The organism is Sphingosinicella microcystinivorans (assembly GCF_027941835.1).
GTDB lineage: Bacteria > Pseudomonadota > Alphaproteobacteria > Sphingomonadales > Sphingomonadaceae > Sphingosinicella.
Genome location: NZ_CP116005.1, coordinates 3,309,591 through 3,327,981 on the forward strand (window position 1 = coordinate 3,309,591; position 18,391 = coordinate 3,327,981).

19 protein-coding genes are annotated in these 18,391 nt (G+C 68.7%); 16 read left to right on the forward strand and 3 right to left on the reverse strand.

The window, feature by feature from the left end; all coding sequences use genetic code 11:
- Positions 1–53: 53 nt before the first annotated feature.
- The gene (locus tag PE061_RS15865; RefSeq protein ID WP_271256205.1) at positions 54–389 is read left to right on the forward strand and encodes a VOC family protein; all 336 of its coding nucleotides are present in this window, start codon (positions 54–56) and stop codon (positions 387–389) included.
- On the opposite strand, the gene moaB is transcribed toward PE061_RS15865, so the two are convergent.
- Both moaB and PE061_RS15875 read right to left on the reverse strand, forming a co-directional pair.
- The gene (moaB, locus tag PE061_RS15870; protein WP_271256206.1) at positions 386–913 is read right to left on the reverse strand and encodes a molybdenum cofactor biosynthesis protein B; all 528 of its coding nucleotides are present in this window, start codon (positions 911–913) and stop codon (positions 386–388) included. The two genes, PE061_RS15865 and moaB, sit on opposite strands and share 4 nt — an antisense overlap.
- A complete protein-coding gene (locus tag PE061_RS15875) occupies positions 903–1,670 on the reverse strand; it encodes a uracil-DNA glycosylase (RefSeq protein WP_271256207.1) in 768 nt (255 codons plus the stop codon). The genes moaB and PE061_RS15875 overlap by 11 nt, the downstream gene beginning before the upstream one ends.
- A gap of 135 nt (positions 1,671–1,805) precedes the next feature.
- Between PE061_RS15875 and PE061_RS15880 the strand changes: the two genes are divergently transcribed.
- From PE061_RS15880 to PE061_RS15900, 5 genes are all read left to right on the forward strand, one after another.
- A complete protein-coding gene (locus PE061_RS15880) occupies positions 1,806–3,458 on the forward strand; it encodes an electron transfer flavoprotein-ubiquinone oxidoreductase (RefSeq protein WP_271256208.1) in 1,653 nt (550 codons plus the stop codon).
- Positions 3,459–3,469: 11 nt separating this feature from the next.
- Positions 3,470–5,167, forward strand: a complete 1,698-nt coding sequence (locus tag PE061_RS15885) for a tetratricopeptide repeat protein (RefSeq protein WP_271256209.1) — start codon at positions 3,470–3,472, stop codon at positions 5,165–5,167.
- Positions 5,164–6,012, forward strand: a complete 849-nt coding sequence (locus PE061_RS15890; protein ID WP_271256210.1) for a 4-(cytidine 5'-diphospho)-2-C-methyl-D-erythritol kinase — start codon at positions 5,164–5,166, stop codon at positions 6,010–6,012. Before PE061_RS15885 ends, PE061_RS15890 begins: the two co-directional genes overlap by 4 nt.
- A gap of 404 nt (positions 6,013–6,416) precedes the next feature.
- Complete coding sequence (locus tag PE061_RS15895; RefSeq protein ID WP_271256211.1) at positions 6,417–7,301, forward strand: CHAD domain-containing protein; 885 nt, start codon at positions 6,417–6,419, stop codon at positions 7,299–7,301.
- Positions 7,302–7,329: 28 nt separating this feature from the next.
- Complete coding sequence (locus PE061_RS15900; protein ID WP_271256212.1) at positions 7,330–7,803, forward strand: CYTH domain-containing protein; 474 nt, start codon at positions 7,330–7,332, stop codon at positions 7,801–7,803.
- On the opposite strand, the gene PE061_RS15905 is transcribed toward PE061_RS15900, so the two are convergent.
- On the reverse strand, positions 7,797–8,015 hold the full coding sequence (locus PE061_RS15905) for a hypothetical protein (protein ID WP_271256213.1): 219 nt from the start codon (positions 8,013–8,015) through the stop codon (positions 7,797–7,799). The two genes, PE061_RS15900 and PE061_RS15905, sit on opposite strands and share 7 nt — an antisense overlap.
- A 202-nt stretch (positions 8,016–8,217) precedes the next feature.
- Here PE061_RS15905 and rpsB point away from each other — a divergent pair, with 202 nt between their 5' ends.
- The 10 genes from rpsB to PE061_RS15955 all read left to right on the forward strand — a co-directional run bounded on the left by rpsB (position 8,218) and on the right by PE061_RS15955 (position 18,387).
- Positions 8,218–8,967, forward strand: coding sequence for a 30S ribosomal protein S2 (rpsB, locus tag PE061_RS15910; protein WP_271256214.1), 750 nt, complete (start codon positions 8,218–8,220; stop codon positions 8,965–8,967).
- A 103-nt stretch (positions 8,968–9,070) separates the two neighbouring features.
- Positions 9,071–9,997 (forward strand): translation elongation factor Ts, encoded by a 927-nt coding sequence (gene tsf, locus PE061_RS15915; RefSeq protein ID WP_271256215.1) that lies wholly within the window; start codon positions 9,071–9,073, stop codon positions 9,995–9,997.
- 91 nt (positions 9,998–10,088) lie between these two features.
- On the forward strand, positions 10,089–10,808 hold the full coding sequence (gene pyrH, locus PE061_RS15920; protein ID WP_271256216.1) for a UMP kinase: 720 nt from the start codon (positions 10,089–10,091) through the stop codon (positions 10,806–10,808).
- Positions 10,809–10,826: 18 nt separating this feature from the next.
- Entirely contained in the window at positions 10,827–11,381 is a 555-nt protein-coding gene (frr, locus tag PE061_RS15925; protein WP_271256217.1) for a ribosome recycling factor, read from the forward strand.
- 77 nt (positions 11,382–11,458) lie between these two features.
- On the forward strand, positions 11,459–12,127 hold the full coding sequence (locus PE061_RS15930; protein WP_271259225.1) for an isoprenyl transferase: 669 nt from the start codon (positions 11,459–11,461) through the stop codon (positions 12,125–12,127).
- 7 nt (positions 12,128–12,134) lie between these two features.
- Positions 12,135–12,905, forward strand: a complete 771-nt coding sequence (locus PE061_RS15935) for a phosphatidate cytidylyltransferase (protein WP_336297001.1) — start codon at positions 12,135–12,137, stop codon at positions 12,903–12,905.
- Complete coding sequence (locus tag PE061_RS15940; protein WP_271256219.1) at positions 12,902–14,065, forward strand: 1-deoxy-D-xylulose-5-phosphate reductoisomerase; 1,164 nt, start codon at positions 12,902–12,904, stop codon at positions 14,063–14,065. The genes PE061_RS15935 and PE061_RS15940 overlap by 4 nt, the downstream gene beginning before the upstream one ends.
- 5 nt (positions 14,066–14,070) lie before the next feature.
- Complete coding sequence (gene rseP, locus PE061_RS15945) at positions 14,071–15,201, forward strand: RIP metalloprotease RseP (protein WP_271259226.1); 1,131 nt, start codon at positions 14,071–14,073, stop codon at positions 15,199–15,201.
- Between the two features lie 52 nt (positions 15,202–15,253).
- Positions 15,254–17,815: an outer membrane protein assembly factor BamA gene (gene bamA / locus PE061_RS15950; protein WP_420794403.1), complete on the forward strand. Its 2,562-nt coding sequence runs from the start codon at positions 15,254–15,256 to the stop codon at positions 17,813–17,815.
- The gene (locus PE061_RS15955) at positions 17,815–18,387 is read left to right on the forward strand and encodes an OmpH family outer membrane protein (protein ID WP_271256221.1); all 573 of its coding nucleotides are present in this window, start codon (positions 17,815–17,817) and stop codon (positions 18,385–18,387) included. Before bamA ends, PE061_RS15955 begins: the two co-directional genes overlap by 1 nt.
- Positions 18,388–18,391: the final 4 nt, after the last annotated feature.

The window sequence follows — 18,391 nt, forward strand, 5'->3', positions numbered from 1 at the left end:
ACAAATCATGCGCCGCCGTTAAGAACAAATCAAGAACAATGAGAGGGACGGTCATGGCGCGCTTCAACTATGTGGAACTGCCGACCCGCGACATCGCGAAAGCCAAGCGCTTCTACGCGGACGCCTTCGGCTTCCGGATCACCGATTTCGGCCCGGACTACGCCGCGACGGTGACGGGCGACACGGACATCGGCTTCAACGCCACGGGCGAGCACGTGACCGCGCACGTGCTGCCTGTGATCGAGGTCGAGGACCTGGAGGCGGCGCGGGCGGCCGTGGTCGCCGCAGGTGGCACGATCAGCCTCGACATCTTCCCGTTTCCGGGCGGCCGCCGCTTCCACTTCGTGGACCTCGAAGGCCATGAGCTTGCGGCGGTGAAGAGCGACTAGCGCTCCCGTAGCCTCGGCATGAGGTCGACGAAGTTGCAGGGGCGGTGGCGGTTGTCGAGCTGGGTGGCGAGGATGCCGTCCCAGCCGTCTTTCACGGCGCTGGTGGAGCCCGGAAGGGCAAAGATGTAGGTGCCGCGCGCGACGCCTGCGGTGGCGCGCGACTGCACGGTGGACGTGCCGATCGACTGGAAGCTGAGCCAGCGGAACAGCTCGCCGAAGCCGGGGAGTTCCTTCTCGCACACCTCGGCGAGCGCTTCGGGTGTGACGTCGCGGCCCGTGACGCCGGTGCCGCCGGTGGTGATGATGCAGTCGACCGTCGGGTCGTCGATCCACGCCGCGAGCTGTTCGACAATGGTGCCGACGTCGTCCTTCACGATTGCGCGCGCCGCGAGGATATGCCCCGCGCCCTCCAGACGCTCGACGAGCGTACTGCCGGAGCGGTCGTCGGCGAGGCTGCGCGTATCGGAGACGGTGAGCACGGCGATGCGGACAGGGAGGAAGGGCAGGCTTTCGTCAATCGGCATCGAGCTTGGCTTTCACGGCGAGGAGATCGGCCCACGCGAGGCGCTTCGCGTCCGGCTGGCGCAGCAGGAACGCGGGGTGCAGCGTCGGCAGGATGGGGAAATCCGTGCCTTCCACGGAAATCGTGCGCCACTGGCCGCGCAGCCGCATGATACCGGTGACGTCGCCCGTCAGCGCGCGCGCCGCGCAGGCGCCGAGCGCGACGATCACCTTGGGGCGCACGAGCGCGATGTGGCGGCGCACGAACGGCATGGTCGTCTCCACCTCCGCCGGGGTCGGCGTGCGGTTGCCGGGCGGGCGCCAGAAGGTGACGTTGGTGATATAGGCGTTCGTCCGGTTGCGGCCGATCGCCGCAAGCATCCGGTCGAGCAGCTTGCCCGCGGGTCCCACGAAGGGAAGGCCCATGCGGTCCTCCTGCGCGCCGGGCGCCTCGCCGATCAGCATCAGCCTGGCTTCCGGGTTGCCGTCCGCGAACACGGTGCTGACGCCCGAGGTGCGCAAGGGGCAGCCCTCGAAAACCTCGACCGCGTGGCGAAGCTCGGGGATCGTCGCCGCCGTGACGGTCGAAGGCGGGCCCGCCGTGGCCGTGCGCAGCACCAGTTCCGGTTCCGGCGCGGATGCGGGGATGGCGCGCACGGCGGCACGCGGCGGCGGGGCGCGCCAGTCGCGCGGCGCGGCCTCGACGAGCGTGTCCACGCCCGCCTCGACCCACCAGCCGAGCGTGGCAATGAGTTCGTCGCGTTCGTCGCCGTCCAGCACGATGGTTCCTCAACCGTTCGATCCGCTCTGGCCAAGGCGGGCCTTGCAACCTATCAAACCCGCCAAAACCATTATTGTGTCGTCTGCAATAAGGCGCACGGCTAGAGTTGCAAACGGGGGAAAGGGAAGGAACCCATGAGCGAACGCGAATCGATGGCCTATGACGTCGTCATCGTCGGCGGCGGACCGGCGGGCCTCGCGTCGGCGATCCGGCTGAAGCAGCGCGCGCAGGCGGCGGGGCAGGAGATTTCGGTCTGCCTGCTCGAGAAGGGCTCGGAGATCGGTGCGCACATCCTTTCGGGCGCGGTGATCGACCCGCGCGGCCTCGACGAGCTTCTACCGGACTGGCGCGAGATGGACGGGCACCCGCTGACGGTCGAGGTGACGTCGAACCACCACTGGATTCTCGGCAAGAGCCGCAAGTTCGATTTCCCGCACATCCTGCTGCCGCCGTTCATGGACAACGACGGCTGCTACACGGGCAGCCTCGGCAACCTGTGCCGCTGGCTGGGGGCGCAGGCCGAGGCGCTGGGCGTCGAGATCTTCCCCGGCTTCCCGGCGGCGGAGATCCTCTACGACGAGAACGGCGCGGTGAAGGGCGTCGCGACCGGCGACTTCGGCGTGGCGCGGGACGGCAGCCACAAGCCGTCGTACCAGCCGGGGCTGGAGCTTCATGCGAAGTATACGATGTTTGCGGAGGGGGTGCGTGGTCATCTGACCAAGCAGCTCAAGAAAAAGTTCGCGCTCGATGCGAACAGCGAGCCGCAAGTCTATGGAATCGGGATCAAGGAACTGTGGGACGTGAGACCCGAGAACCACGACGAGGGCGCCGTCATCCACACGCAGGGCTGGCCGCTCGACGATGCCAACGGCGGCGGCTTCATCTACCACCAGGCGAACGGGCAGGTCGCGCTCGGCTTCGTGACGTGGCTCAACTACAAGAACCCGCACCTCTCGCCGTTCGAGGAGATGCAGCGCTGGAAGACTCACCCGGCGATCGCGAAGATGCTGGAGGGCGGCCGCCGCGTCTCCTACGGTGCGCGCGCGATCAACGACGGCGGCTATCAGGCGGTGCCGAAGCTGGTGTTCCCCGGCGGCGCGCTCGTCGGCTGCGCGGCGGGCTTCGTCAACGTGCCGCGCATCAAGGGCTCGCACACGGCGATCAAGACCGGGATCATGGCGGCGGACGCCGCGTTCGAGGCCGTCACCGCCGGACGCGCGCAGGACGAGCTTTCCGCCTACGCCGCCGCTTACGACGAAAGCTGGGTGAAGAAGGAACTCTTCACCGTCCGCAACACGCTGCCGCTCGTCGAGAAATTCGGCAACCTCGTCGGAACGGTGCTTGCAGGCGCGAGCATGTGGCTCGAACACTTCGGCATCCGCCTGCCGTTCACGATGAAGCACCACCCGGACAACGAGCAGCTCTGGCGCAAGGAGCACTGCAAGAAGCCGGACTATCCGAAGCCGGACGGCGTGCTGACCTTCGACCGCCTGTCGTCGGTGTTCCTGTCGAACACCAACCACGAGGAGGACCAGCCGGTCCACCTGCAACTGAAAGACCCGTCGATCCCGATCTCGTACAACCTACCGCTCTACGACGAGCCCGCGCAGCGCTACTGCCCGGCGGGCGTCTATGAAGTGGTGGGGCTGGAGGAAGGCAATCCGCGCTTCCAGATCAACGCGCAGAACTGCGTCCACTGCAAGACGTGCGACATCAAGGACCCGACGCAGAACATCAACTGGGTGACGCCGGAAGGCGGCGGCGGCCCCAACTATCCGAACATGTAGCGAGGTTTTCCATGCGTCTGGCCGCCGCCGTTCTTCTCGCCTCGTCGCTGTTCGCGCCTGTTGCGCCCGCCGCGCAGGCGACCGTGATGCCGGTGAAGGAGGCGGACTACGGCAGCTACGTGCAGGGCCACCTCGCGCAGGCGAACGGCGAGCTTGGGCGCGCGGCCGATTATTTCGCGGGTGCGCTCACCTATGCGCCCGACGATCCCGAACTGCTGCGCCAGACCTTCGACCTCGCCATCGCGGCGGGTGACGAGCGGCTCGCCGTCGGCGTCGGCCATCGCCTCGCCCGGCAGGACCGTTTCGACAGCGGCGTCACGCTGCTGCTCGTGGCGGATGCGATCAAGAGCAAGCGGTGGAAGGACGCGCGGGAGGCGACCGCCCGGCTCACCGACGCGGGCTTCGGCAGCTTCATCGTGCCGATCATCGACGCATGGATCGCCGAAGCGCGCGGCAAGACCGCCGACGGCATCCGCGCGCTCGACCCCGAGCCGCTGGACGGGTTCGCCCGCACCTACGTGCTGGAACACCGCGCCCACCTGCTGTTCCGCGCCAAGCGCTACGCGGAAGCCGCTGAAATCTATGACGAGCTTTCGAAGGACGATGGGGGGCGCAACATCCGTATGCGGATCGCCGCGGCGCGCGCGCTCCAGGCCGAAAAGCAGCCCGAAGAGGCGCTGAAGCGGCTGGCCGCGTCGGCGGGGCATGTCGATGTCGAGACGGCGAAGGCGGCGCTTGCCGCCGGAACGCCGATCGTGGGCATACCGGCGAGCGCCAGCGAGGGCGTCGCGCTGCTCGCGCTGCGCATGGCGGCGGACCTCTCGCGCGAGCGGCCGATCCCGGTCGCGCTCACGCTGGCGCGCATCGCGACGATGCTCGCGCCGGAGCAGGCGTCGGGCTGGCTGCTGACCACCGAGCTTCTCGCCGCTTCGGAGCGTTACGAGGCGGCGCTCGATGCCGTCCGCAAGGTGCGCGGCAGCGACGACGAGAAGGCGCTGGCACTAGGGCAGGAGGCCGCGATCCTCGCGCGCCTCGACCGCGAGCCCGAGGCGATGCAGCTTCTGGAGACCGCCGCGAACGCGCCGGGCGCGCGCGCCGAGGACCTCGCGCGCTACGGCGACGCGCTGCAATCGGCGAAGCGGTTCCTCGACGCCGCCGCGGCCTACGACAAGGCGCTGGCACTCGGCCCGGCGGACCCGTCCATCGTCTGGCGGCTGCATTTCCTGAAAGGCTCGGCGCTGGAACAGGGCGGCAAGTGGCCCGAGGCGGAGGCGTCGCTGCGCGAGGCGATCCGGCTGCAACCCGCCGACGCGACGCTGCTCAACTACCTCGGCTATGCGCTGCTCGACCGCGGGCTTTCGAAGTCGGAGGCGCGCATCCTCATCGAGAAGGCGCACGCGCTCGCGCCGGAGGACGGCTACATCACCGACTCGCTCGGCTGGGCGCAGTATCAGGCGGGCGAATACGCCGCCGCCGTCGATACGCTGGAGCAGGCGGTTGCGGCGGTCGCCGACGATCCCGTCATCACCGAGCACCTCGGCGACGCCTACTGGATGGTCGGCCGCCGCATCGAGGCCCGCCACCGCTGGAAGGCCGCGCTCGACGCCGGGCCGACGCCCGAGCGCGCCCAGACGCTGGAGGCGAAGTACGACTACGGCCTCGACCTCGCGTTGAGGGAGCTCGCGCCGAAGGATACGGCGAAGAAGTGACCGGCGACGCGGCCGCCGAGACCGGCTGGGCGAAGATCAACCTCGCGCTCCACGTGCGCCGACGCCGCGCGGACGGCTACCACGACATCGAGACGATCTTCGCGTTCGCGGATTTCGGCGACATGCTCACCGTGCGGGCGGCGGATGACGTCACGCTCACGATCTGCGGCCCGTTCGGCGCGGGCCTGTCGGCGGACGAGGGCAACCTCGTGATGCGGGCGGCGCGGGCGCTCGCGGGCGCCTGTGGCATCGCGGCGGGCGCGGCGCTCGCGCTCGACAAGCGCCTGCCGGTCGCCTCGGGAATCGGCGGCGGCTCGGCGGACGCGGCGGCGGCGCTGCGGCTGCTGAACCGTTTCTGGGGCATCGGCGCCGACGAGGCGGCGCTGCGCGCAATCGCCGCACCGCTCGGCGCGGACGTGCCCGCCTGCGTCGGCAGCCGCACGCAGCGCGGCGACGGGGCAGGGGAGCAGCTTCGCGGCCTCGCCGACGACGACCTGAGGGGCAAGGCCGTGTTGCTCGTCAATCCGGGCGTGCCGCTCGCGACCGGACCCGTGTTCGCCGCGTGGGACGGCATCGACCGGGGCACGCTTGCAGGCGGCCCGCCGCTCGCCGCCGCAAAGGGCGCCCGCAACGACCTCCAAGCGCCCGCCGTTTCGTTGTGCCCCGCCATCGGTGCGGTGCTCGAAGCGCTGGCCGCCCGGCCGGGCGCGGCGCTCACGCGCATGTCCGGGTCGGGCGCGACCTGCTTCGCGCTGTTCGAAGCCGATGCGGACGCGGAGGCGGCGCGCGCCGCCATCGCGTCCGCGCATCCGGGCTGGTGGGCGGCGGCGGGCAGACTGCGCTGACTGTCCCGGAACGGGGCAGGCGGCACAGGTCCGCAAAAGTGACGTCACTCGCAACCGATTGATTCGAAACGATTGATGTTCTGGCATTGGCCTTGCTGCGGCAGGACCGGCAGCGCGAGGATGTCTGTACGGACAGGCCCCGCAGCTTTCGGTCTGGGTCGATTGCCTGAGCTGACCCACACCGAGAAACTGACGGCGGAACGCATCGAGTTTGCGTCCGCCGTTTTTTTTGTGCGCCAAGCACTTAGACCGCAATCGGCTCCAGTTGAATCAACCTGAACCGATTGCGGCCTAAGCTGTTGATGAGAGACCGATTCACGTTTGGGATGGAAGCGTCGCGCTTCCATCCCAAACGATCAGGCTCTATAGCGGCTTGCTGAAACAGGGCGGAGCGATATCGACTTATGGCCTATCGTTTCACGTCGGGCGACGCGGATGTCGAGGCGGCGCTCAGGCGGATCGCGGCCGAGCAGCTTGACGGCGCGCTCGCCGCGCTGGCGACGGCGGACGACGATCTCGAACGCAGCGTCCACGGCGTCCGCACCGCCACCAAGCGGCTGCGCGCGCTGCTGCGGCTGCTGCGCGCGGCCTTTCCGGGCCATGCCGACGCGAACGCCGCGCTGCGCGCGCTCGCCGGACGGCTCGCGGACGTGCGCGAGGCGCAGGTGCTGCTCGCGACGTTCGACAGCGTTGCGGGCGAAGCGGGCAGGAGCGGCAGGGGCGGCGGCAAGACGATCGCCGCATTCCGGGCGGAGCTGGAGGCCGACGCGCAGGCGGCCGCGGAGCGCGTGCGCGGCGCGGTGCTGGACGAGACGGAGGCGCGGCTGCTCGCCCTGAGAAGCGCCGTGGGAGACTGGACGCTCGAACGCGACGGCTTCGGCGCGCTCCGCAAGGGGCTGCGGCGGACCTGCCGCAAGGCGTCGGCGCTGATGGCCGAGGCGGCGGGCGGCGACATCGAGGCCTTCCACGAGTGGCGCAAGCACGTCAAGGACCACGGCTTCCAGGTGCGGCTGCTCCACGACATCGACCCCGGCCTCGGCGCGCGCGGCGAGATGCTGGGCCGGCTCGGCAACCTCCTCGGCGAGCAGCACGACCTCTGCGCGCTGGAGGCGCGGCTTCACGAGCGCCCGGAAAAGACGCTGCGGCGTCTGGAAAAGGCCGCGGCCGAACGGCGGCACGGGCTCGAGAAGGAGGCGCTGAAGCTCGGCGCCGTGCTGTTCGAGGAGTCCTGCAAGGCACGCCTCCGCCGCTGGGAGCGCGCGTGGAGCGGCTGGCGCGCCGCCGCGTGACGGGCAAGCGCATGATGGCCAGGATCTGATGGCACGCGAGATCGAGCGCAAGTTCCTGGTGGCGGGAGACGGCTGGCGCGCCAATGTCGTGCGCAGCCGGGCGATGGCGCAGGCCTATATCGCGCGCGGCGCGCACGCCTCGGTCCGCGTCCGCATCATCGACGAGGCGCTGGGCAGGCTCACCATCAAGGGCCGCGCCTCCGGCCTCGCCCGCGACGAGTTCGAATACGACATACCGCCGGAGGACGCGCGGGCGCTGATCGCGCTGCGCAGCGGGCGTTTGCTCGCCAAGCGGCGATATGACGTCGTCGAGGACGGGCGGCTCTGGGAGGTCGATGTTTTCGAAGGCGCGTTTTCCGGCCTCGTGATCGCGGAGTGCGAGCTGGAGCGCGAGGACGAAGCCGTGATCCGGCCCGGCTGGCTGGGGCGGGAAGTGACCGCCGATCCGCGCTACTACAACGCGGCGCTCGCCGCGCATGGCCTGCCGCCATCGGATCAGTAGGCGGCGAACACCGGCTTGCCGCGTCTGGCGGCCGGGGCCTTCGGCGTCTCGAACGGGCAGACCGTGCCGCGCGCGTGGATATTGATCTGGAGCGTGGGGGCGCCGCCGCTGAACAGCACGAACACGCCGCCGGGCGCGGCCCTGCCGTCGCCGGGGGCCGCCGAACCCGCGGCCGCCACGGCCGCACCGAGAATGAGCGCAGACTTGAGCATGTCGTCCTCCCGAGACGATCTTGCGCCTGATACGCGATACACGGCTTCCGTCCCCCGGACAATCGCCGTGCGGCGCACAGCCCTTGCATTTCGCGGCGCACGGCGTTAAGGGGCGCGCCATTCCACAGATGCGGGAACATATCCGGTGGGTGGCCAGCCGCCTTCCTCCTGCATCGAGGTAGAACCGGAAGGAGAAACGAACATGGCGGCACCCGTCGTCACGATGGCGCAGCTTTTGGAAGCCGGCGCCCACTTTGGTCATCAGACGCACCGTTGGAACCCGAAGATGAAGCCTTACATCTTCGGCGACCGCAACGGCGTGCACATCATCGACCTGTCGCAGTCCGTGCCGCAGTTCGCGCGCGCGCTGGAGTTCGTCCGCGCCACCGTCGCGGCCGGCGGCAAGGTGCTGTTCGTCGGCACCAAGCGGCAGGCGCAGGAGCCGATCGCGGAAGCCGCGCGCCGCTCGCGCCAGCACTTCGTCAACCACCGCTGGCTGGGCGGCATGCTCACCAACTGGAAGACGATCTCGCAGTCGATCCGCAAGTTCAAGCAGCTCGAGGAGCAGCTTGCCGGCGACACGCACGGCCTCACCAAGAAGGAAGTGCTGAAGATGACGCGCGAGCGCGACAAGTTCGAAGCCTCGCTCGGCGGCATCCGCGACATGGGCGGCCTGCCGGACGTGATGTTCGTCATCGACACCAACAAGGAAGACCTCGCCGTCAAGGAAGCCAACGTGCTCGGCATCCCGGTGATCGCCATCCTCGACACGAACAGCGACCCGAGCGGCATCGCCTTCCCGATCCCGGGCAACGACGACGCCTCGCGCGCCATCCGCCTCTACTGCGACGCCATCGCGGACGCGGTGCTCGGCGGCAGCCAGAACCGTCAGCGCGACCTCGGCGCCGACATCGGCGCGTCGGCGGAGCCGCCGGCCGAAGTGGCCGCCTGACGCCCCACGCGCCGCTTTTCGGGCGGCGTGTCACAAAACGGCAAGGGGCGGCGCCGTAACGGGCAGCCGCCCCGCCTCATTCAAAGACAGAAGGGAATTGCACATGGCCGCGATCACGGCACAGCTGGTCAAGGACCTGCGCGAGCAGACCGGCGCCGGCATGATGGACGCCAAGAAGGCGCTCACCGAAACGGACGGCGATTTCGAGGCCGCGGTCGACTGGCTGCGCGCCAAGGGCCTCGCCACCGCCGCCAAGAAGGCGGGCCGCACCGCCGCCGAGGGCCTCGTCGGCGTCGCCACCAGCGGCACCAAGGGCGCGGCGGTCGAGGTGAACTCGGAAACCGACTTCGTCGCCAAGAACGACATCTTTCAGGGCTTCGTGCGCGAAGTGACCGGCCTCGCGCTCGCGAGCGGCACCACGGACGTCGCCGCGCTCGGCGCGCAGGCGACCGCCGCCGGCAAGCCGGTCTCGGAAGCGCTGACCGACAATATCGCGAAAATCGGCGAGAACCAGTCGCTGCGCCGCATCGCGCAGGTCTCGGTGCCCGCGGGCGTCGTGTCGTCCTACGTGCACAACGCCGCCGCGCCGGGCCTCGGCAAGATCGGCGTGCTCGTCGCGCTCGAGTCGACGGCGGACACGGCCAAGCTCGAGGAGCTGGGCAAGCAGCTCGCCATGCACATCGCCGCGGCGAACCCGCTGGCGCTCGACGAGACCGGCGTCGACCCGGCGGTCGTGGAACGCGAGCGTTCGATCGCGCGCGAGAAGGCGGCGCAGTCGGGCAAGCCCGCCGACATCGTCGAGAAGATGGTGGAAGGCGGCGTCCGCAAGTTCCTCGGCGAGTCGACGCTGCTCGGCCAGATCTTCGTGATCGACGGCAAGAGCAAGGTCTCCGAGGTGGTCGCCAAGGCCGGCAAGGACCTCGGCGCGCCGGTGAAGATCGCCCAGTTCGTGCGCTTCCAGCTCGGCGAGGGCATCGAGAAGGAAGAGACCGATTTCGCGGCCGAGGTCGCCGCGGCCGTCGGTCGCTGATATTTCAGCCGGGAGCGGGGCGGCGGCGCTTGTCCGCCCCCCGCCGGCCAACTAAGGTGCGCCCCGCGTATCGGGAGGCGCGACGAAAAGCATGTCATCGAAGCCGTTCAAGCGCATTCTTCTGAAATTGTCGGGCGAGGCGCTGATGGGCGACCAGTCGTTCGGCATCGACACCGCCACGGTCACGCGCGTCGCCGACGAGGTCCGCATCGCCAAGGAAGCGGGCTTCGAGCTTTGCCTCGTCGTCGGCGGCGGCAACATCTTCCGCGGGCTCGCGGCGGCCGACCAGGGCTTCGACCGGGCGAGCGCCGACTACATGGGTATGCTCGCGACCGTGATGAACGCGCTCGCCGTGCAGAACAGCCTCGAGCGCATGGGCGTCGACACGCGCGTCCAGTCCGCGATCCCGATGTCGAGCGTCTGCGAGCCCTACATCCGCCGCCGCGCCGTGCGGCACATGGAGAAGGGCCGCATCGTCATCTTCGCGGCGGGCACCGGCAACCCGTTCTTCACGACCGACACCGCCGCCGCGCTCCGCGCCGCCGAGATGCAGTGCGACGCGCTGTTCAAGGGCACCAGCGTCGACGGCGTGTACAACGCCGATCCGAAGAAGGACAAGAACGCGACACGTTACGACTCATTGAGTTACGACAAGGTGCTCGCGGACAATCTCAAGGTGATGGACGCCTCCGCCGTGGCGCTGTGCCGCGAGAACGCCATTCCGATCGTCGTCTTCAACATCCGGGAACACGGCAATCTCGCGCGGGTTCTTGCGGGCGAAGGCGTATCCACGATCGTGCGCAACCGATAGAACCCGAGGGGACCGAGCATGAGCTACAACAAGGCTGACATCGAACGGCGCATGGCCGGCGCGCTGGACGCGCTGAAGCACGATCTCGGCGGCCTGCGCACGGGCCGCGCCTCCACGTCGCTGCTGGACCCGGTCAATGTCGAGGTCTACGGCGCGCACATGCCGCTCAACCAGGTGGCGACGGTGACGGCGCCCGAGCCCCGGATGCTGTCCGTGCAGGTCTGGGACCGCAGCAACGTGCAGCCGGTCGAAAAGGCGATCCGCGCCGCCGGGCTCGGCCTCAACCCGATCGTCGACGGCCAGACGCTGCGCCTGCCGATCCCCGATCTCACCGAGGAACGCCGCAAGGAACTCGCCAAGCTCGCCTCGCAGTACGGCGAGAAGGCGAAGATCGCGGTCCGCAACGTCCGCCGCGACGGCATGGACGCGCTGAAGGTATCCGAGAAGAAGGGCGAGATCGGCAAGGACGAGGAAAAGCGCCTCGAAACCGAAGTGCAGAAGCTGACCGACAAGGCGATTGCCGATGTCGACGCCATCTGCGCCGCCAAGGAAAAGGAAATCCTCGGCCAGTGACATCGTCCGCCGTTCCGCCAGTCGCACGCGCGGGCAGCGGGCAGGAGTCCGCTGGGCCCCGCCATGTCGGCATCATCATGGACGGCAACGGCCGCTGGGCGAAGGCGCGCCGCCTGCCGCGCATCGCGGGCCACAAGTCGGGCGTCGAGGCGGTCCGCAAGATCGTCGAGGCCGCGCCCGATCTCGGCATCGAGGTGCTGACGCTCTACGCCTTTTCCTCGGAGAACTGGAAACGCCCGGAGGACGAGGTCGGCTACCTGATGGGCCTGCTCAAGCAGTATCTGCTGAGCGAGATCGCGGAACTGGACCGGAACGGCGTGCGCCTCAGCTTCATCGGCGATTACAGCCGCTTGTCGCCGGATATTCTCGCGCTGCTCGAAGGCGCGAAGGCGCGCACGGCGGGCAACACGCGCCTCAGGCTGGTGATCGCGCTCAACTACGGGTCGCAGGACGAGATCGCGCGCGCGGTGCGCAGCCTCTGCCGCGACGTCGCCGACGGGCGCATGGCCCCGGACGACGTGACGCCGGACGCCATCGCCGCGCGCCTCGACACCGCCGACCTGCCGCCGCTCGACCTCGTCATCCGCACCTCGGGCGAGCAGCGCCTGTCGAACTTCCTGATGTGGCAGGCGGCTTACGCGGAGCTGGTGTTCACCGAGCAGTACTGGCCCGACTTCGACGGCGAGTCGCTGCGCCGCGCCGTCGAGGCGTTCGGCGCGCGCGAACGGCGCTATGGCGGGCTCTGAGCCTGCAGTGAAAGCGGGGTCGCGCTACGGCGACCTGTTGCCGCGCATCCTCGTCGGCATCGCGCTGATCGCGCTTGCATTGGGCGCCGTCTGGCTCGGCGGCATCGCCTTCGCGCTGCTCGCCGCCGTGGTCGTCCTGCTCATCTACGGCGAATGGTGCGCGATGCACCGGATCGGGCGCGCGGTCCGCCTCGCGGGCATGTTCGCGCTCGCCGGGGCGGTGCTGTTCACGCACCTCGGCTATCTCGCCTACGCGCTGCTGCTTGTCGGCGTGACGGCGGCGAGCCTGTTCTTCCTTGCCCGCACGGCGGCGTGGGGCGTGCTCTACGCGGCGCTTCCGGGCATCGCGCTCGTCTGGCTGCGCGCCGAGCCGCTCGGGGCGCAGCTCGTGATCTGGACGCTCGCCATCGTCTGGGCGACCGACATCGCCGCCTATTTCTCGGGCCGCGCCATCGGCGGGCCGAAGATCGCGCCGCGCATCAGCCCGTCCAAGACATGGGCCGGGCTCGGCGGCGCGATGATCGCGGCGGCGCTGACGGCGTGGCTGCTGTCGCGCCAGTTCGGCCTCGCGATCGAGCCCGCGTTCGCGGCGGCGCTCGGCGCGGTGCTCGCGGTCGCGGCGCAGGTCGGGGATTTCTTCGAAAGCCACCTGAAGCGCCGTGCGGGCGTCAAGGATTCCGGGAGCATCCTTCCGGGGCATGGCGGCGTGATGGACCGGCTCGACGGCGTCGTGCCGGTGAGCGTGCTCGTTGCCGTCGCGATCGGTCTTGCCCGATGACGCCGCGCTCGATCAGCATTTTCGGCGCAACCGGCTCGGTCGGCCGCTCGACGATCGACCTCGTGGCGCGCGCGCCGGAGCGCTGGTCCGTCGACGTGCTGACGGCGAACCGCGACGTCCGCAGCCTCGCCGCGGAGGCGCGGCGTCTCGGCGCCCGCATGGCGGTCGTCGCGGACGAAGGCGCCTACGGCGACCTCAAGGCGGCGCTCGCGGGCTCGGGCGTGGAGGCGGCGGCGGGCGTGCAGGCGCTCAGCGATGCGGCGGACGTGCCGAGCGACATCGTGATGGCGGCGATCGTCGGCGCGGCGGGGCTGCGCCCGACGCTGCGCGCCGTCGAGCGCGGCGCGTGCGTCGCCTTCGCCAACAAGGAGACGCTGGTCTGCGCGGGCGAGCTGGTGAACGCGCGGGCGAAGCGGAGCGGGGCGCACCTGCTGCCGGTCGATTCCGAGCACAACGCCATCCACCAGGTCTTCGACTTCGAGAACCCCGAGCGCGTCGCGCGCATCATCCTGACGGCGAGCGGCGGCCCGTTCCGCACGCGCAGCCTTGCCCAGATGGCCGCCGTGACGCCGTCCGAGGCGGTGGCGCACCCGGTCTGGTCGATGGGCGCCAAGATTTCCGTCGATTCCGCCACGCTGATGAACAAGGGATTGGAGCTGATAGAGGCGTATCACCTGTTCCCGGTGGAGGAGAGGCAGCTGGACGTCATTGTGCACCCGCAATCGGTGGTTCACAGCTTCGTCGAGTATGTCGACGGCTCGATGCTGGCGCAGCTCGGCGCGCCCGACATGCGGATTCCCATCGCCTACGCGCTGTCGTGGCCGGACCGGATGGCGACGCCCTGCGCGCGGCTCGACCTCGCGGAGGTCGCCCGGCTCGATTTCGAGGCGCCCGATCCCGCCCGCTTCCCGGCGCTCCGGCTGGCGCGCGAGGCGCTCGTCAGCGGCGGTTCATCTCCCACGGTGTTAAACGCCGCCAATGAAGTGGCGGTCGCTGCATTTCTGGAAAGCCAGATCGGCTTCCTCGATATTGCCGCGATTGTGGAGCAAACGATGGAAGCCGTCGGCGGCCACGCCGTCGAATCGCTCGATGACGTGCTGGCCTGCGACAGCGAGGCGCGGCGCGTCGGCGAGACGCACATAAGAGGTCGCGCGCACTGATGGAAATCCTGCCGTCCCCCGGGCTGCTCTTCACGATCCTGATGTTCGTGGCGATGATCAGCCCGCTCGTGTTCATCCACGAGATGGGCCATTACCTCGCCGGGCGCATGTTCAACACGGCGGTGGACAGCTTCTCGATCGGCTTCGGACGCGAGATCTTCGGCTGGACGAACCGGCGCGGCGAACGCTGGAAGGTCGGCTGGCTGCCGCTCGGCGGCTATGTGAAGTTCACCGGCGACGCCAACGCCGCGAGCCTTCCGGCAGAGGCGGCGCGCGTCAACCCGGCGGAAAAGCCGTTCCTGTTCGCGTTCAAGCCGCTGTGGCAGCGCGCGATCATCGTCGCGGCGGGGCCGGTCGTGAACTTCGCGGCGGCGATCCTGATCTTCGCGACGTTCATCGCGGTCTACGGCCAGAGCTATACGTCGCCGGTGGTGTCCAACATCGTCGCGCAGTCCGCGGCCGACCGTGCCGGGCTCGCCCCCGGCGACCGCATCCTCAAGGTGGACGGCAAGGCGATCAAGCGCTTCGAGGACATCATCGGCGTCGTGATGATCAACCCCGGCACGCCCGTCTCGGTCGATTTCGAGCGCAAGGGCGCGGTGCGCAGCGTCGTGCTGACGCCGGACCTCATCGAGGAGAAGGACCGCTTCGGCAAGAGCTTCACGATCCCGCGCATCGGCCTTGTCGGCGACGAGCGGGGCGTCATCCGGCGCGGACCCGTGGAATCGCTGTGGTACGGCACGGAGGCCGTGGTCGAGACGACCGGCATGATGGTGGAAGGGCTGGTGCAGATCGTCACCGGGCGGCGCTCGGTGAAGGAACTCGGCGGGCCGCTCAAGATCGCCGAGGTCTCGGGGCAGGCGGGCACGATGGGCATCGAGGCCTTCGTCAACCTGATGGCGCTCGTCTCGATCAACCTCGGCTTCATCAACCTGCTCCCCATCCCCATGCTGGACGGGGGGCATCTCGCGATCTACGCGGCGGAAGCCGTGCGGCGGAAGCCGATTCCGCCGCGCGTGCAGGAGTGGGCGTTCATGACCGGCTTTGCACTTCTCATCTCCTTCATGCTGATCGTAACCTGGAACGACCTTGCATCTTTCGGCGTGTTCAAGCATGTCGCCGGGCTGATCGGCTGAGATACGGCCATAAGATTTGAACGAGAGTGGGGAACTTGTGGGCCAACAGACGCTGACGCCGGCTGCCATGCACCGTAACTGGGTTTCCGCGCTGCTTGTCGGCAGTGCGCTCGGCCTGTCGCAGCCCGTGCTGGCGCAGGACGCGCAGCCCGCGGAAGCCGCACCCGAGGCCGCCCCGGCCGCCGCCGTTGCCGAGCAGTCCGGCGTGGTGCGCTCGATCACCATTCGCGGCGCCGAGCGCCTGGAGCCGGAGACGGTGCGCTCCTACGTGGGCCTGTCGGTCGGCGACAGCTACGACCGCAACCGACTCGACCGGGCGCTGAAGGACCTCTACGCGACCGAGCTGTTCGCCGACGTCACCATCCGCGACCGGCAGGGCGAGCTGATCGTCGACGTGCGCGAGAACCCGGTCGTCAACCGCATCGTGCTTGAAGGCAACAAGCGCGTGAAGGACGAGAAGTTCAAGGACGAGATCAAGCTGGCGCCGCGCCAGATCTTCACGCGCTCCAAGGCGCGCGCGGACGTGGCGCGCATCCTCGAGCTCTACCGCCGGCAAGGGCGCTTCGCCGCCGCCGTCGAGCCGAAGATCGTGCAGCTCGACCAGAACCGCGTCGACGTGGTGTTCGAGATCGACGAGGGGCCGAAGTCCAAGGTCCGCGCGATCAACATCGTCGGCAACACGAAGTTCTCGGACGGCAAGCTGCGCGGCGAGATGGCGACCAAGCAGGCGCGCTGGTACAAGTTCTTCACCTCGAACGACACCTACGATCCCGACCGCTCGGCCTACGACCAGCAGAAGCTGCGCCAGTTCTACCTGACCGAAGGCTATGCCGATTTCCGCGTGGTGTCGTCGGTCGCCGAGCTGACGCCGGACCGCAAGGACTTCATCATCACCTACGTGGTCGACGAGGGCGAGCGCTATACGTTCGGCGAGGTCGACCTCGAAAGCCAGATCCGCGACATCAAGGAAGAGAACTTCAAGCGGATGCTTCCGATGAAGCAGGGCGACTGGTACAACGCCAAGCAGATCGAGGACACGGTGACGAGCCTGTCGGAATCGGTCGGCCTGCTCGGCTACGCGTTCGCCGACATCAACCCCCGCTTCGACCGCGACAAGGAAAAGCGCGAGATGGGGGTGACGTTCGTCATCAACGAAACCCCGCGCGTTTACGTGGAGCGCGTCGAGATCAACGGCAACACGATCACCAAGGACCACGTGATCCGCCGCGAGTTCCGCCTCGCCGAGGGCGACGCCTTCAACAGCTTCCGCGTCAAGCGCTCGCGCGACCGCATCCAGAGCCTCGGCTACTTCCAGGAAAACCTCGAAATCCAGCAGAAGCAGGGCTCGGGGCCGGACAAGGTGATCCTCGAGGCCAATCTCGAGGAGCAGGCCACCGGCGAGCTCCAGGTCTCGGCGGGCTATTCGAGCCTCGAGAACTTCCTCGTCAACCTGTCGATCCGGCAGCGCAACTTCCGCGGCATGGGGCAGGAGCTGCGCGCCTCGGTCAACTGGTCCAAGTACTCGCAGTCCGCCGAGATCGGCTTCACCGAGCCTTACCTGTTCGGGCGCAACCTCGCGCTCGGCGGCGACATCTTCCGGCGCGACTACAACAGCTTCCGCTTCCTCGGGAACGGCGACCGCGACACCACCTACGAGCAGTCGACCACCGGCTTCCAGATCCGCACGGGCTTCCCGATCACCGAGTTCTGGTCGGCGTCGTTCCGCTACGGCCTCAGCTACGACGACGTCTCGCTCGACGAGAGCACATTTTACACGAACGGCGTCTGCGATCCGCTGCGCGCGGGCCGCTTCCTCTGCGACGCGGTCGGCAAGCGCACCACCTCGTCGCTCGGCTACTCGATCGCCTACGACACGCGAAACAACGCCATCCGCCCGAGCGCGGGCCACCGCTTCATGATCAGCCAGGACATCGCGGGCGTCGGCGGCAGCGTGCAGTACGTGCGCTCGCGCCTCAACGCCGACAAGTACTGGCGCCTGTTCGGCAGCGGTTTCATCCTGAACCTCGGGCTTGAGGCAGGCTACATCTTCGGCTGGGGCGGCGACAACATCCGCCTCACCGATCGCTTCTTCCTCGGCGAACCGCGGATGCGCGGCTTCGACATCCGCGGCGTCGGCCCGCGCGTGATCCGCAGGTACTACGAGGACCTGACGGGTTCCGGCGATCCCGCCGCCTACACGCTGAGGACCGACAGCCGGGGTATGCAGGACGATTCGATCGGCGGCGAAACCTATTATCAGGCCCGCGCCGAGGTCCAGATTCCGCTGAGCGCGGGCGCCGCCGAAATGGGCCTGAGGCCGTCGGTCTTCGTCGATGTCGGCGCGCTGTGGAACACCAACTTCAACCCGTCGACCGATCTTCAGGACATCCGGCAGATCCAGTCGGGCGTCGACGAATTCGGCGAGCCGGTGTATCAGCCCGGCTTCAAGGAGTTCTACCTCGGCGACACGTGGAAGCCGCGCGTCGCGGTCGGTTTCGGCATCAACTGGAACTCTCCGTTCGGCCCGTTCCGCATTGACATCGCCAAGGCGCTCGTCAAGCAGAGAGGCGATGACACCAAACTGTTCCAATTCAACGTAGGGACCCAATTCTGATGAAGATGATCACCCGCGCCGTCATTGCCGGCGCCCTCGCGTTCACGGCGCTTCCGACCGTTGCCCTGGCGCAGGCCGCACCGCCCATCGTCGTCGTCGACATGGGCCGCATCGCTGCCGAGTCCGCCGCTTCGAAGAGCGCCGAGCCGCAGCTGAAGGCGAAGTTCGAAAGCGTGCAGGCGCGCGCCAAGACGCTCGGCGACCAGTTCCGCGGCGAGTACGAGAGCCTGCAGAAGGCGCAGCCGTCGATGGCCAAGGAAGCCTTCCAGGCGAAGGCCAAGGAGCTTCAGGAGCGCCAGGTCGCGGCCGAGAACGAGGTGCGCGGCAAGGAGCAGGACTATGGCCGCTCCGTGCAGTACGTGCGCCAGCAGATCCTCGAGGCCGTGAACCCGATCATCACCGCCGTGATGCGCGAGAAGGGCGCCAGCATCGCGCTCGACCGCGACGTGACGCTCGCCACGGCCGCGTCGCTCGACGTGACGAACGAGGTGATGACGCGCCTCAACGCGGCGCTGCCGCGCGTCAACGTGAACCCGCCGGCGGCTCCGGCGACGCCCGCGCCGAAGAAGTAGGCGG